Genomic DNA, 13,749 nt, shown 5'->3' on the forward strand with positions numbered 1-13,749 from the left:
AGAACGGGGAACGGAGGACTGAGGGGGGTTAACCGGGGTCGAGGTTGATGCCTTCGATGGCGACTTTTTTCCAGTAGGCGACTTGGGTAGGATCTTTGTCGATGATGTCGCCTTTTTCGTAGGCGGCGGCGACGGCCAGCGCGGCTTCGGCGCCGCCGCGTTCGCCGGCGGCGCGGAGCATGTTGGCGGCACGGTCTTCGTTTTTCTCTCCGTCGACTCCCGTGTGATAAATGCGGGCGAGCTCGATGCCCGCCTTCCATTCGCTGGCACCGTAGAGCGCGCGTTCGAGAAGTTCGCGGACTTCATTCATGTCTTTGGTCGCGCCCCATTCGGCACGTTCGATCACTTGGGCGAGGCGGACGAGGTAGCGCGGGTCTTCGGTGGCGGCGGTCTTGAGTAGTTCAAACGCTTTTTTGGGATCGGGCTTCTCGTCGCCTTTGCCCGCGGCGAGGAGTTCGGCGTAACCGGCTTGAAGCCGGGGGGACGGTGCCTGGCGCAGGCCTACGCGGTAGTTGAGGGCGGCTTGGCGGTAGTCGCCGTTCGCGGCGTAGTTGTCGGCGAGGTCTTCGGTGACGCGTTCGATATTGGCTTTGAAGGCCTGACGGAGCCAGCGGCGGGATTCGGCGACGAGGGCGGGGTCGGGTTTGGGCTGGGCGACAAGTTCGCCGGTGAGCCAGCTGCCGAGCTGGGCGGCGCAGTAGGGGTCGCCTTTTTCAGCACCGGCGCGGGCGAGTTGCTTGGCGGCGTCACGTCCGCCGGGGAGATAGCCGTCGTCGGTGAGTTCGGCGAGGGGAAGGGCGGCGGGCGTGTATCCGCGGGCCCATGACACCTGAAAAGCGGCGATGGATTTTTGGATGCCTTCATAGGATTCGGCTCGGACGAGGACTGCGTGTTCGTAGAGGAGCGCGGCGTAGTCGGCGGAATCGGCGGTGGCGGGTTCGGCGGGGACTTCGCCGAGTTCGAGGGATTCGGCCAAGAACGGGATCCACTTCGTGGTGTCGCTGGTGAGTTTGTAGGCGGGGTCGGCGGAGAGCCGGTAGAGCATCAGCGAAGGATGCGGGAAGGGGACTTTGGAGCGTTTGGCGAAGTTAACGGCCGCTCCGTAGAGATCGGAAACGTTTGCCTTGGTGGCGGGGGCGATGGTGCCAAGCATGCTGATAGGCGGCCACGGTTGGGGGCGGGCGAGAAGACGGTCGGCGACCAATGCAAGGACGCGGGACTGGCGGACATCGTCGAAGATGACGGCATTCCACTCGGGATCGGTCTTGGAGCCTTCGGTGAAGCCGGAGACGGAGATGCTATGGAAGAGCAGGGCTTTGTCGGCGTCGCGGGGCACGACCTTGCCCTCGTCGTAAAGCGCGCCGAGGGCGGCGGCGAGGCGGTGAGTGGAGGCGACGGTGGATAACTCTCCGCGCGTGGCTGCGAATTCCCAGAGGGAGAGGGTGTCGGCGGGGATGCCGGCGAGATCGGGGCGGGCGGCGAGCTCGAGTTGAAACCATTCCCAACCGGCGGAACCGGTGTAGTAGTTGTAGGATTTGAGCTCGGGGTGGGCGCGCTGGACCTCGATCAACTGGCGATAGGTGGCGATGGCCTTGGCGCTGTCCTGAGCGACGTTCTTGGGGAGGAGTTGTCCGTCGCGGTAGGCGCGGCCGAGGGTGATGCCGCAGTAGCCCTCGCCGCGGGCGGCGCCGAGTTCGAGGAATTCGACGGCTTTTTGTGGGTTGGCTTCGAGTTTGCCGGGAATGCCGGTGAGGTAGGCATCGGCGAGCTGGCGGGTGCAGTGGTCGTCACCGGCGCGGGCTTTGTCGGTGAAGATTTGGACGGCGGCGGGGAAGTCGGCGTAGGCGGATTTCCCGAGGTAAATGGAGAGAAGTTCGTTGGTGGCTTTGGCGTCGCCCCGGGCGGCGGCGCGTTTGAACCAGGCGAGGCCCTCGGCCTTGGTGTCGGTGCCATCGAAGGCGTAGAACAAAATGGTGCCGAGACGGTGCATGGTCTCGACGTTGCCGTCATTGGCTTCGGCGCGCAGGGTGGTCAGTAGAGCGGGCTTGGGCGGGGCGGAGGGGCGAGGGAGTTTGGCGATTTCTTCACTGGCCTTGGCCCACATACGCGCTTCCGCGGCGCGTTGTTCGTCCTGGTAGCGCTCGCTGCCGGTGCGGCTGTCGAACGGGGCCTTGGTGCCCATCGTCTGGCGGATCTGATTAATCGTGCTCGAAAAGTCGGGTGTGTAGCCGGCGCGGTTGGTGACGGGGGCGTTGATGCGGTCGTTGTAGGCGTTGGACGCGCGGGCGTTCTCGTGGGCCATCGTGCCGTATCGGTAGTTGTAGGGATTCTCGGCGCGGGCGGTGGCGGCCAGGAGAAGCGCGGACAACGACAGGAGTCCGCAGGTGGCGGTGAGCGAGGACGGACGCGGGCGCGTGAAAGTCATGCGCTGCGAATGCAGCAGATGAAATCTGGCGGCTCAACGCACAAACCGTCGGGGCGTTCAGACCTCGGCGAGCAAAGCGTCCAGATCGAGCGGGTGACTGAACATGGCGAGCTCGCCGTTCGGCGTGCGCGGCCATTCGGACTGGGGACGGTCGCGATAAAGTTCGACGCCATTCTGATCGGGGTCGCGGAGGTAAATCGCTTCGCTCACACCGTGGTCGGCGGCACCATCGATCTTGATGCCGGCGGTGACGAGGCGACGCAGGGCGTCGGCCAGCGTGGCGCGGTCCGGGTAGAGAATCGCGGTGTGGTAGAGGCCGGTGGTGCCGGGCGCGGGCGGGGTGCCGCCACGGCTTTCCCACGTGTTGAGACCGATGTGGTGGTGATAACCGCCGGCGGAGATAAACGCGGCCTGCGTGCCGAAGCGTTGTTGAATCTCGAAGCCGAGGACGCCGCAGTAGAAGGCGAGGGCGCGGTCGAGATCGGCGACCTTGAGGTGAACGTGACCGATGCGGACGGCGGGATTGAGTGTTGGCATGAAGCGAAGATTGCGTGCGGGCGGGTGCGCGTTGATACACACGGGACTCTCATGGGCGTTAAAATCAAATCAAACGACGATCGGATCAAAGCGGCAGCCCTCGCGGTGTTGCTTATCGGACGCGACCGGATGGCGCGTGCGCAGCCGTCGGGCATGGTCACGGCGGCGTTGTATGAATTCCGCAACGACTACGATGGATACAAAAACGACCACCCGAAGCGGGATATGGCCGAGGCCAGGGATGCGAGCGCGCTGACGAATGCGGCGCGCCGTGAAGATTACCTGAAGCTGGTCGCGGCGATGGAAGCGCTGCTGGCCCGGATCGAAAAGAACCGGACGGAGTTCAACAGCGTGTTGGAGCTGGATAATTATTTGGCGTTTAACCTGAAGGCGTTCGACTGACGGGAGCGGTTGGCAACAGGCGCAAAAAAACCGCGCCGGTGAAGGCGCGGTTTTCGCTAACGAAGGACGGGGTGGTTGATCAGACGATCTTCACCGGGGCGCCCTGGTAGGTGGCGGATCCGAAGCCGAGGATCGGGTAGAAGATAAAGCCCAGGAAAGCCAGGCCGAGACCGAAGCCGGTGCCCTTGCCGAAGACCTTGGCGAGATCGATCGCGATGATGATCGCGATCACGACGTTCACGAAGGGAATGAAGAACAGCAGCAACCACCAACCCTCGCGGCCGGTGATCTTGATCATGATGTAAAGGTTGTAGATCGGGATCAGCGAGGCCCAGCCGGGTTGGCCGGCCTTGGTGAAGACCTTCCAGACGCCAGCGAATACGAATATGATGAAGGCCAGATATAAGAGGCCGATGAAAAGACCGACGATTGCTTCCATGATGGTGTGAAGTGTGGTGAGTTGAAGTGAAGCCGGCGTGGATTACCGGCGGTTGAAGCCATAATTTTGCGAAAGATAGCCGCAAGTTATTAAGTCATTCAGGGCGAATTTGACGCGAAATTTAACGGCCTCGGCGGGCGCGGATTTTGAAAACGCAAAATGTGCCGCATCGATGAACGGGCGGAGATCTATCGAAAAGATTGGGTCACGCTTATCGTCCAAGATGTGATTCCTCGCTTCCGTTCGTGGACAAAGTTCACACCATCTCGCTTCTTTTAACCCATCGTGAGCGACCGCAATTCATCAGATGACGACTACGAGATGTCCGAAGACGACATCTCGACCCGTGAGAAGCCCATGGGGTTTCTCGAGCATCTGGACGAGTTGCGCGGCACGCTGGTGAAGTGCGCGATCGCCTTCGTGGTGTTCGCCTGCCTCATCGGTATTTTCCTGAAGGAGTCCAACGATGTGCTGATGTGGCCGCTCAACCACGTGCGCGCGGAAAACGCCAAGCTGGTGCTCGACCTGGGCACGAGCGCGCCGATGGAAGGGTTCTCGGTCATCATCCAGATGTGCACGATGGGCGGCTTCATGCTGGCGGCTCCGTTCATGCTTTTTTTTATCGGACAATTCGTCGCGCCGGCGCTTTCCGAGAAGGAACTGAAGGCCGTGCTGCCGGTGTGCCTCTCGGCCATGTTCCTGTTTTTGATGGGCGCGTCGTTCAGCTTTTTCCTGCTCGTGCCGAGCACGCTGCGGGTGGCGGTGGAGATCAACGACATGTTCGGCTTCGTGATGCGGTGGACGCCGGCGAGTTACTACAGCCTGCTGCTCTGGCTGGTGATGGGCGTGGGCGCTTCGTTTGAGTTTCCGTTGCTCATCGTGCTGGCGGTGTATCTGGGCTTTTTGAAGGTGGCCACGCTGCGCAAGTTCCGCCGTCACGCCATCGTGGTGATCTTTGTCATCGCGGCGATCGTCACGCCGACGCCGGATCCGTTTACGCAGACGATGATGGCGGTGCCGCTCTACGTGCTTTTTGAACTTGCGATCATTGCGGGTGCCCGTGTGGAGAAACGTAAACGCGAGGCGGCCATCGAGGTGTAATCGGTTCGGCGCATGGGCGCCGGCCGCGGGCGGATGCGTGGGTGACGCATAACAACCAAATGGGCGGCGAGGAGATACCGCGGGGCGGACGAGCGCTTACTTCTTGATCGCCGCCAGCACCTCGGGATGGGTCTCGAGGTAGCGGTTGAGTTTTTCCAAGGCGTCGAAGGTTTCGACGCTCACGTGGTGCTCCATGCCTTCGACGTCGTGATCGACGACGGTTTTGCCCAGGCCGAGGAGTGTCAGGAAATTGGTGAGCAACTCGTGGCGGTGGGCGATGCGGGCGGCGACTTCTTCGCCGGCGCTCGTGAGGACCATGCCACGGTATTTCTCGTATTTGACGAGGCCTTCTCCATCGAGGCGCTGCACCATGGTGGTGACGCTGGCCTGGGAGATTTTTAACTCGGCTGCGATGTCAACGACCCGGGCGTAACCCTTGGTCTTGATGAGTTCGCTGATGCGTTCGAGGTAGTCCTCCACCGCGGAGGTCGTGCGCGGGGGCGGGGTGGGTTGCTCGGCCACGAGGTGAAAGAGTGCCGCGTGGCCGCGCAGGGCGCGTTAGCGCTGCTGCTTCTTTTTGTTGGCCAGAATCTGCGCGCTGAGGACGACGCGGAACATCTGAATCGCGAGCCAGAACACGCCGCTCATACAGGCGGAGGTGAGGCCGGCCCACACGAACACCATGAACGGGTCGTTGGACGGCACGTGGGACTTCAGCAAACCGAACAGGAAAATGAAGAACCCGATGACGAGAATGGCGTCGACCACCATGCCGACCGGCGTGGTGAGTTTCTCGAGCTTGATATCGGGAGATTGGGAAGCGGGCTGCTGCGACATGATAGGTGAACGAGAGGCGTTGCGAGCGGGGTTGTCCACCCGTTTTTTATGGGCGGCGGGCAGAGAGTTAGCGGGCGGCGAGCGCCTCTAGGGTGGGAATGAAGCGCGGCAGATCGGCCGGAGTGACCAACGCCGCGGGTGAACCGGTGCGCCAGCCGAGGGCGGAGCCGGGCCAGCGACCGTGGGCAAGGAAATCGGCCAACGCGTCGGGCAGCCCGTCGACGGCGAGGTAGTTTTGCGCGTCGTGGGGGTGGGTGATGGATTTAACCAGACCGGCGGGGAACGGGGTGATCTCGCCGCTGGAGACGTAGGCGAGGTTGTTCAGCACAACGAAAGGCCGCGAATCGACGAGCGTGGTGGCGGGGCGCGACGTCTCACCGCGCAGGTAGCGGTAATAATCGAGGTGGTTTTCGTGGAGCGCGTTGAACGGCTCCAGTGCAACCGGCTCGACGCGCCCGTCGTTCCAGCGAATTTCGGCGTGCTGGCCGACGATGTAATGGATCGAGGCTTTTTCGCAGACGACGGTCTCGGTCTGCAAGCTGGCGCCTTCGCAAGCGTGGGTGAGGGCAAAACGCATCACGACGCCGGAGGTCGTGCGAGACTCGACGAAAAACGTGTCGGCGCCCTCGATGGCGTGGGCGCGATAAAGCTCGGCGCGGGCGGTTTCGGGCTGCCCCCAGCTCATCAAGGTGGAATCGCCGGCCCAAAACAGCAGGTTGTGGACGAAGTGGGCCATCGCGTTGCCAAAGCACGAGTCGAGGACCACGCCTCCATCGGGCGCGAGCAGACGGCCGGCCCAGTTGTTGCGGGCAAAATAGCTGTAAGGCCGCGGCCACTGGGCGTTGAGGCGGGTCTCGCGCAGAGGACCGAATTCGCCGGAGATGATGCGCTGCTTGAGGGCGAGGCGGGCCTTTTCGATGATGAAATTAAAGCCGACCAGCGTGGTTTTTTTCGCGGTGCGATCCGTGGCGATCATTCGCTCGAGCTCGCGGTAATCGAGGGTCGGCGGTTTTTCGAGATAGACGGCGATGCCGCGTTCGACTCCGGCGCGGTGCATCTCGGCGTGCAGGGAAATGGGCGTGGGGACCACCAGCATATCGAGTTCATGGCCGTGGGCCTCGAGCATCGGACGATAATCGGCGAACACTTTCACTCCACGGCGGGCAAATTCGTAGGACTCCTGCTGGGCGGCGAACGCCTCGGCCTGCGGGTCGCAGGTGCACACGAGGCGGGCATGGCCTTGGGCTTCCAGTTGAACGACGCTGTTGTGATGGGCGCCGGCGTAGCCTCCAAGGCCGATGATACCGATGCGAATGGGCGGTTTCATCGAGTTGGCAGGATAAGAGGACGGAAGGTCATCATGGAGTCGTGGAAAACGGGCTTGGTAAACCGATAGAAATCGGAAGTGAAGGGGGCAGAGTCAAGGCGCGGACTATCTCAGGCCTTGACGCATGGGACGCGCGGGGCAAATTGCCCCTTCCTCATTGCCTGATGGTGTAATGGCAGCACAGGTGACTTTGACTCACCTAGTCATGGTTCGAATCCATGTCGGGCAGCCAATGAGGACGCACCGGAAGGGCGAAGTTGCTCCCGCCAAGGAGCGTTTTGCGGATTCGGCCACTCGGCCAAAAGATTGCGCACCGGTATTATGCCGCTAAAACGCGTGTGAACAGTGCTGGCAGCGCCGCACCCCGAGCCGTCCGTTAATGAAACGGGCGCACCTCTACGGAAGCACGGCAGGCCACGGCGGCTTTGCGCCCCCACGCGAGCGCTTCGGTGAAGTCAGCGGTTTCCAATACCCAAAAACCACCTACGTGCTCCGGGGTTTTCAGATAAAGGCCATCGGTAATGATCACTGCCCCATCGGGCTGCCTCCGCAGTGACTTCGCGTTGGTTATTGGCTGCAGACCGCCAACGAAAATCCTCACACCCGCAATCATCATTTCATCGTTCAGCGCATCGATATCGCGAGACATCGCTTTATCCTCAGCGACAGCCGGGTCGTAGTCGTTAGCGCGGTGGATGGATACCAAGTATTTGGTCATGCGTTTTAGTTAAAGTTGGTCGCCGCAGAAGACTTAAGATCTCTATTTCGAGGTAAACGCTGATTACGCTTCATCATCGCGATAGAAGCGATGGGTTTGCTTGAAGACCTTAATGCTTTGACGACTCGTTTTATAAAAAAGCCAGAATAGCAGAAGTAAAAACAAGACGGCGGTAAGCGGTGCTGCACTATCGCCGAGAGCTGCATGATAAGGCTTTAAAATCGTAGATAGAATCCCGATAAAGAAAAGAACGGCGATTGCAGTTCCTGTGCTGCGCAACGCCACTCCAAACGCTAGTTTAGTTTCAGTCATGCTGATACCCATTGTTTGATTTCGCGATAAAGCCACCAGCCTGTGGAGCTTTTATTTCGAGAGGGGTTTAGATTTCTTTGGCATGCTGTTGCCTAACGTTGGAGGTCAGACACGAATCACACTCGCTCGGAATGTGCGGCTGTGAGCACAGCTCCGTGACAGTGTGGTTCGTGTCTGTAGCGACTGTTTGGCTCCGTTTTCATTGTCCGGTTCTAAATCTTTCGATCAGCCGGTATCCACCGATAGCAAGCAAGACGCAAATAGCGTAAAGCAGTCCACTCATAATCGAATGTAAGATAAATGCGTGCTGGATATTTTCGCTCTGAGAGAAAATCAATGAGGGAAATAGCAGGCGATTTTGGGTCAGATCCGGAAATGTGGTCATGCCAAATCCCCACGCTGAAAATAAGCCAAATGATAGGGCTAAGCCACCGGCAATAAGCGGATACGCTATCGCTGTAACTATAAAAACTCTAATCCCTCTATTTTTCATTTTTCCGAACGCTTTAGATCAGACATGCGGTTTGCTGGTGCGACGGGTGCGAAGCAGCTGGCGTGACAGCCAGCTGCATTGTATGTAACGACTGGTTCGGCTTCGTTATTTTCTTTTCCATACAGAAATAGTCTCGGTGGAATTCGCGGCTGGTATAAATCCATATGCCATCCCGCGAAAGCTGCTATTGGAGTGAAATACTATAGATTTCTCTGCGGTGAGATACAGGCTATTTCCGTAACTTTGCTTTCCTCGGGACATGGATGCTGGATCGGCTGAGTATGCACCTGCTCCTAAAATAATATTTTCGCCGTCAAATCCATATGAAGACTTCGGGTATACCTTCTTAAATCTTTCTTTCCCATCAAGCATACAAGTGATGATCAAATCATCGCTTTCTGAAATGGAAAAAACAACTGAATCAATGTCGTCCATATCTGGCGCAAAATAACCGATGAGTATCTGTGATAATGGAGTCTGGTATCTCGTGGTCTGATCGATCGCTAAATTCTCATATGAGCCTACAAAATCCCTGATCTGGCTTTTTTGGGGCGTGGGAATGCCCGATGAGGGCAGGGATTTTCGTGATTCGAGGCAGCCAGTCAGTGCCAGAATGACCAATAGACTTAAGAAAACCTTCATATTTTTGCCGAACGCTTTAGATCAGACAGGGCCCGTGACAGCTGTGGTTATTGTCTATAACGACTGGTTTGGCTCCGTGGCTTGTAATTCCGGCCTCATTTAACAGTCCGTTCACGGTTCTGAGTCACTGGTTTTGGTCTTAGCGTGTAAATAAACGCCCCAATGCATCCGGCAATGAATCCCTCCAGCAGCCATCCGATTCCGGGGCTGTCTGTTCCAACTGCTGGATCGAAGTAAAATAACGTGAAAAATGTCAAACTAAGCCAAATGCAAAAAACGATAGTAAAGTAAAGGGGGAGGCCATATCCTTTTCTGGGAATTCGGCGTGGCAGAAGCCAGATCGTTACGAATAATAAAAGTAACTGTAAAATAAGATGTAGAGTTTCCATCGTAATTTTTCTGCGCCGAACGATTCAGATCAGACACGACACGCGCTGGCGCGACGGGGGCGAAGCAGCCGGCGTGACAGTGCGGGTAGTTGTCTGTAACGCCTGGTTCGGCGCTGTGGTTTGATTTTGGACAATGGGTGTATTCATCTGAGCGGGTTCGATTTCTGCCTCTTTTTGAATCTTCGAAATAAAATATAGCCAATCAACCCGGCTGGAGCCGCGATAAGACTGAAATCAAATATCCTGGCCTTATTTTGGGCGGTAGTCAGTCGAGCCTGTGTCTCTGGTGTGGGATTCTCGCCGTGCTCGCGAATTGCTTCATTTAAGAACCCATAGTTACGTGCAAAACTAGGCGAAGAAAAGAATCCTAGAATGACTGTGGCTGTAAACATGGCTCGAAATGTAGCGATGAGCTTAAAGATGAGCACGGGACTTTTTATTGCCGAACGCTTTAGATCAGACATTTCGTGCGGTGGCGCACAAAGCGGCTCCGCCGCGACTGTGCCACCGCACGAAATTGTCTGTAACGACTGGTTCGGCTCTGTGGTCTTTATTTTTTGCTGCCATTCCAATATTTGTCTAGCGACCTAAGAAATTCATCATTCAAATCCAATCCAGAAGCAGAACCTATAACCGAATCATTTTCGCAAACAGGGCAACCAGCAGTCATTCCTGGATATGGTCCTGAATCCAAAATGGGCTCTCCATCCCAATTGGGATCATCAGTATCATACCAACGCTTAATTTCATGAGACTTAAATCGAGCAAGACAATGAAAGCAGGCACAACTATCGCTGGCTTTGATTTCGGCTCGATTTTGATAACTATGTAAAATCGCCTGATCTATAGTCATATGCCAATAATTTTTTGCCGAACGTTAAAAGTCAGACATGACTATGGCTGGCCCACAAAGCGGCTCAGCCGCGACTGGGACAGTCATAGTCATTGTCTGTAGTGACTGGTTCGGCTCAGTGGTTTTCATGTGCCGATAAAAGTTTCGTCTGGGTAAGTCTCTCGCGATGAAAGCATCTGGAGCTTTACGACAGCCAAGTCTCGATAGAAAAACCGATCTTCATCTTCTGATAATTTCGGGATGGGTGATAACATCGTGACGGTCTTATCTTTTTTGGAAACCGTCAGCCGGCCGGACTGCTCTTTGGAAGGCCCATAACGATACGTCGCCGCTTCTGCGGTGTCTTCGCATTTCCAGAGTTGAACCATTCGCCCCATATTTATTTTGCCGAACGCTTTAGATCAGACATTTCGTGCGGTGGCACAAAGCGGCTCCGCCGCGACTGTGCCACTGCACGAAATTGTCTGTAACGACTTGTTAGGCTCAGTTTTCATTCTTCAGTGTTTTGAGCCAGTCGAAGAGATTTGGCGCTAGATGAATAAGGCCTGATTCGGACCCGCTGTCTAAATCCATGTCTTCGTGAAAACCATAATATAGCGCGCCGACTTCGTGGACGCGAAGGCTAATATATATCACATCGCCCAAACCATTTTCTGCAACGGGGATCATTCCATCTGGAATGTCTTTTGCGCCGCCTTCCCTGAGCATCAATTCGCGCTCTAGGGTGTCGATAATCTCATCCTCCGTATAAAAATTCTCTAGTGAATCATCCCAGTCTCCGGATTTGTGGGGGACGATAAATGTATGATTTGCGAATGCTTCGCCGCTATTGCTTACGATAAAACTTAATACTGATTCAGGCAAAGCAGCCTGGGTAAAGTCGCGGACAAGGGATTCGATCGTATTTTTCATATTTTGCCTAACGCTTTAGGTCAGACGCGATCTGCGCTGGCGCGGAATGTGCGGCTCGGAGCACATTCCGTGACAGTGCAGATCGTTGTCTGTGGCACCTGGTTCGGCGTCTTCTTTTATGACTACACAATCTGAAACCATTGATCGAAGTGTAACCTGTGTGCTGCGATATTTGGTGCGCGCATCGGGTCCAAGCCACATATTGCGGTAAGAAGTAGTGCTTCCGGGAATCTTGGTATTCTCGGCTGTAAGCTTATTCGTATATCTTTTCTTAAGCCAAGTGCGCATCTGCTTGAAAATTGCTTCGGCTCGATCAGACGAAGCGAACGATAGGCCAAACCCGTGCGTAGCTATCGCGATACGACCGACAGCAATCTGGTTCGGCCAGCGACGTGATCGGAGGAACTGAATAGGACAATCCCCAACTCGAAAGAACCACTGAGTTTCGGAGTCAGTCTCTAAAGCATTCACTTGACCGGAGAACGTAGTAATAAATTCTCTTTCGTCGTCCTCTGACTGTAGAAACTGAAACTCGCTTCTCATTTTTTTGCCGAACGTTAAAAGTCAGACATTTCGAGGGCTGGCCCACAAAGCGGCTCAGCCGCGACTGGGACAGACCTCGAAATTGTCTGTAGTGCCTGGTTGGGCTCCGTGGTTTTCATTTTGGTTCGATGATTAAAACGACACTATTGGTCTTATAGTCCTCCATGATAAGCTGAAATATGAAAATATTAACCCGTAGCTGATCTAGCAGATACTGTCCATGTGCAGTCGTCTCACCGTGACCGGCTTGTCCAAATAAACGACCAGTTTCACGCCAACTACTGTCCGACTCCTCGAAGATAAGCTTTTTGCCGAAGTGCTTTTCGAGCGCGGCTACTACGCTTTCAATTGATTCTTTTCCGCGATAGATAGAAATCGCACTACCATTGAGGCGACCGCTGACCATCTCGGTCGATACGTGCTTCGAGTTCGGCAATAACGTCTTGGTGAATTCAAATTCGGGCGGCGTCGCCGCGAATACGACAGACGTCCAAAACATGAATAGTGGGATTATTTTCATGATTTTTGCCCAACGTTCCGGGTCAGACACGCGGACCCTGTGCAATCGAATTCATGGGGAGCTTAAACCGCGTTGTCTGTAACCGTTGGTTAGGCTCATTTTTTCTTTTTCCGTTTCAGGTAAATAGCGATGAGTGGGGCTAGAGGCAGCAGGCCCCATGGAAACTCGACAGCAGAATAATCAAATGTGGCGCTCTTCGGTCTGATGCCAAACTGGAACCACTGCATAGGGTCCATTCGCTTTTCTGAGAATAGCTCGACTGGACCAATCTTCAGGATTTCCATATAAATCTCAGAGAATTCGGGAGGATAATCAGAAAAGGCAGAAACATCTTTCGTCTCCGATGTAGTAGCGAGGTGACAAAGCCCCTGCGAAGCAGCTATCACCACCTTGCGGGAATCGCTTCCTATGTAGAGGAATACATTGTATCCGGCGAGATTCAAAAGCGGAGGGGCCGTTAATAGGGCGACCAGAATCCAAAGCATTATTCGGATGTTCATTTCTTCTGCCTAACGCTTTAGATCAGACATTTCGTGCGGTGGCACACAAAGCGGCTCCGCCGCGACTGTGACACTGCACGAAATTGTCTGTAACGACTGGTTCGGCTCCGTGGTTTTTGTTTCTGGCTCCAGAGATATTCATGCGCGTGGGGTCGGTTTCTTTTCAGGCTGATGGTTTTCTTTCTAACGATGGCTTCGCCCCGTCGCTTCCGATGTCCGGCGACTCTGTATTATTTTTTCGGGCTTCATTCGCATACCGACTCTTCGCTGACAGCTTTCTATATTCTGGGAATCCGATTTGCCGAACGCTTTAGATCAGACATGACCGCAGCTGGCGCGGGGCGTGCGCAGCACGACACGTGACAGCTGTGGTCATTGTCTGTAACGACTTGTTAGGCTCCGTTTTCATTTTGTATAGGTTCGTTAACTCCCTCGAATATCTCCTGCCATCCGTCAATGGAGTCACCGTCCGAATAATGCCAGATATTCGTCTCCCCCGATGAAACGCTTTGAAACCAATATCGCGTGAGGCCTTCTTTCGGCGAATAAGCATGGCTGGTGAAAATAACCTCTTCACCTTGGCGAAAAGCGTGATTCAATTCTGAATATCCGCGCCTAACCCGGTATCGCCTACCAACTAAAAATGGGGAATGTTCGGTCATTTTTTTGCCTAACGCTTTAGATCAGACATTTCGTGCGGTGGCACACAAAGCGGCTCCGCCGCGACTGTGACACTGCACGAAATTGTCTGTAACGACTGGTTCGGCTCCGTTTTCATTTCTGTGTTTGTAGCTTTCGG

General features: G+C 55.6%; 16 protein-coding genes and 1 tRNA gene. 3 read left to right on the top strand and 14 right to left on the bottom strand.

Translation table 11 applies throughout. The features are described 5' to 3' along the window. Window positions 1-28: 28 nt before the first annotated feature. Together FPL22_RS15605 and FPL22_RS15610 are read right to left on the bottom strand one after the other, a co-directional pair. The gene (locus FPL22_RS15605) at window positions 29-2,425 is read right to left on the bottom strand and encodes a tetratricopeptide repeat protein (protein ID WP_144353931.1); all 2,397 of its coding nucleotides are present in this window, start codon (window positions 2,423-2,425) and stop codon (window positions 29-31) included. Window positions 2,426-2,482: 57 nt separating this feature from the next. Further along, a complete protein-coding gene (locus tag FPL22_RS15610) occupies window positions 2,483-2,962 on the bottom strand; it encodes a VOC family protein (RefSeq protein ID WP_144353932.1) in 480 nt (159 codons plus the stop codon). A gap of 51 nt (window positions 2,963-3,013) precedes the next feature. Between FPL22_RS15610 and FPL22_RS15615 the strand changes: the two genes are divergently transcribed. Further along, window positions 3,014-3,364 carry a hypothetical protein gene (locus FPL22_RS15615; protein WP_144353933.1) on the top strand — a complete coding sequence of 117 codons (351 nt, stop codon included), beginning with the start codon at window positions 3,014-3,016 and terminating at the stop codon, window positions 3,362-3,364. 79 nt (window positions 3,365-3,443) lie between these two features. On the opposite strand, the gene FPL22_RS15620 is transcribed toward FPL22_RS15615, so the two are convergent. Next, a complete protein-coding gene (locus FPL22_RS15620) occupies window positions 3,444-3,803 on the bottom strand; it encodes a DUF5684 domain-containing protein (RefSeq protein WP_144353934.1) in 360 nt (119 codons plus the stop codon). A gap of 285 nt (window positions 3,804-4,088) precedes the next feature. Here FPL22_RS15620 and tatC point away from each other — a divergent pair, with 285 nt between their 5' ends. Further along, window positions 4,089-4,904 carry a twin-arginine translocase subunit TatC gene (tatC, locus tag FPL22_RS15625; protein ID WP_238991438.1) on the top strand — a complete coding sequence of 272 codons (816 nt, stop codon included), beginning with the start codon at window positions 4,089-4,091 and terminating at the stop codon, window positions 4,902-4,904. A 96-nt stretch (window positions 4,905-5,000) separates the two neighbouring features. On the opposite strand, the gene mntR is transcribed toward tatC, so the two are convergent. From mntR to FPL22_RS15640, 3 genes are all read right to left on the bottom strand, one after another. Beyond that, complete coding sequence (gene mntR / locus FPL22_RS15630) at window positions 5,001-5,426, bottom strand: transcriptional regulator MntR (protein WP_144353935.1); 426 nt, start codon at window positions 5,424-5,426, stop codon at window positions 5,001-5,003. 36 nt (window positions 5,427-5,462) lie between these two features. Further along, complete coding sequence (locus tag FPL22_RS15635; RefSeq protein ID WP_144353936.1) at window positions 5,463-5,741, bottom strand: hypothetical protein; 279 nt, start codon at window positions 5,739-5,741, stop codon at window positions 5,463-5,465. A gap of 67 nt (window positions 5,742-5,808) precedes the next feature. Continuing rightward, the gene (locus FPL22_RS15640) at window positions 5,809-7,068 is read right to left on the bottom strand and encodes a Gfo/Idh/MocA family protein (protein WP_144353937.1); all 1,260 of its coding nucleotides are present in this window, start codon (window positions 7,066-7,068) and stop codon (window positions 5,809-5,811) included. Window positions 7,069-7,226: 158 nt separating this feature from the next. Between FPL22_RS15640 and FPL22_RS15645 the strand changes: the two genes are divergently transcribed. Continuing rightward, window positions 7,227-7,300, top strand: a tRNA-Gln gene (locus FPL22_RS15645). Window positions 7,301-7,444: 144 nt separating this feature from the next. On the opposite strand, the gene FPL22_RS15650 is transcribed toward FPL22_RS15645, so the two are convergent. The 8 genes from FPL22_RS15650 to FPL22_RS15685 form a co-directional block, all read right to left on the bottom strand. Continuing rightward, window positions 7,445-7,786, bottom strand: a complete 342-nt coding sequence (locus FPL22_RS15650) for a YciI family protein (protein WP_144353938.1) — start codon at window positions 7,784-7,786, stop codon at window positions 7,445-7,447. Window positions 7,787-7,849: 63 nt separating this feature from the next. Next, complete coding sequence (locus tag FPL22_RS15655; RefSeq protein ID WP_144353939.1) at window positions 7,850-8,098, bottom strand: hypothetical protein; 249 nt, start codon at window positions 8,096-8,098, stop codon at window positions 7,850-7,852. A 598-nt stretch (window positions 8,099-8,696) separates the two neighbouring features. Further along, window positions 8,697-9,233 carry a hypothetical protein gene (locus tag FPL22_RS15660; RefSeq protein WP_144353940.1) on the bottom strand — a complete coding sequence of 179 codons (537 nt, stop codon included), beginning with the start codon at window positions 9,231-9,233 and terminating at the stop codon, window positions 8,697-8,699. 939 nt (window positions 9,234-10,172) lie between these two features. After that, on the bottom strand, window positions 10,173-10,475 hold the full coding sequence (locus tag FPL22_RS15665) for a cytoplasmic protein (RefSeq protein ID WP_144353941.1): 303 nt from the start codon (window positions 10,473-10,475) through the stop codon (window positions 10,173-10,175). 125 nt (window positions 10,476-10,600) lie between these two features. After that, entirely contained in the window at window positions 10,601-10,843 is a 243-nt protein-coding gene (locus tag FPL22_RS15670) for a hypothetical protein (RefSeq protein ID WP_144353942.1), read from the bottom strand. A 115-nt stretch (window positions 10,844-10,958) separates the two neighbouring features. Continuing rightward, complete coding sequence (locus FPL22_RS15675) at window positions 10,959-11,387, bottom strand: SMI1/KNR4 family protein (RefSeq protein WP_144353943.1); 429 nt, start codon at window positions 11,385-11,387, stop codon at window positions 10,959-10,961. Window positions 11,388-12,045: 658 nt separating this feature from the next. Further along, complete coding sequence (locus tag FPL22_RS15680) at window positions 12,046-12,429, bottom strand: hypothetical protein (RefSeq protein ID WP_144353944.1); 384 nt, start codon at window positions 12,427-12,429, stop codon at window positions 12,046-12,048. A gap of 116 nt (window positions 12,430-12,545) precedes the next feature. Beyond that, window positions 12,546-12,935: a hypothetical protein gene (locus FPL22_RS15685; RefSeq protein WP_144353945.1), complete on the bottom strand. Its 390-nt coding sequence runs from the start codon at window positions 12,933-12,935 to the stop codon at window positions 12,546-12,548. Window positions 12,936-13,749: the final 814 nt, after the last annotated feature.

This window comes from Rariglobus hedericola, assembly GCF_007559335.1.
Taxonomy (GTDB): Bacteria; Verrucomicrobiota; Verrucomicrobiia; order Opitutales; family Opitutaceae; genus Rariglobus; species Rariglobus hedericola.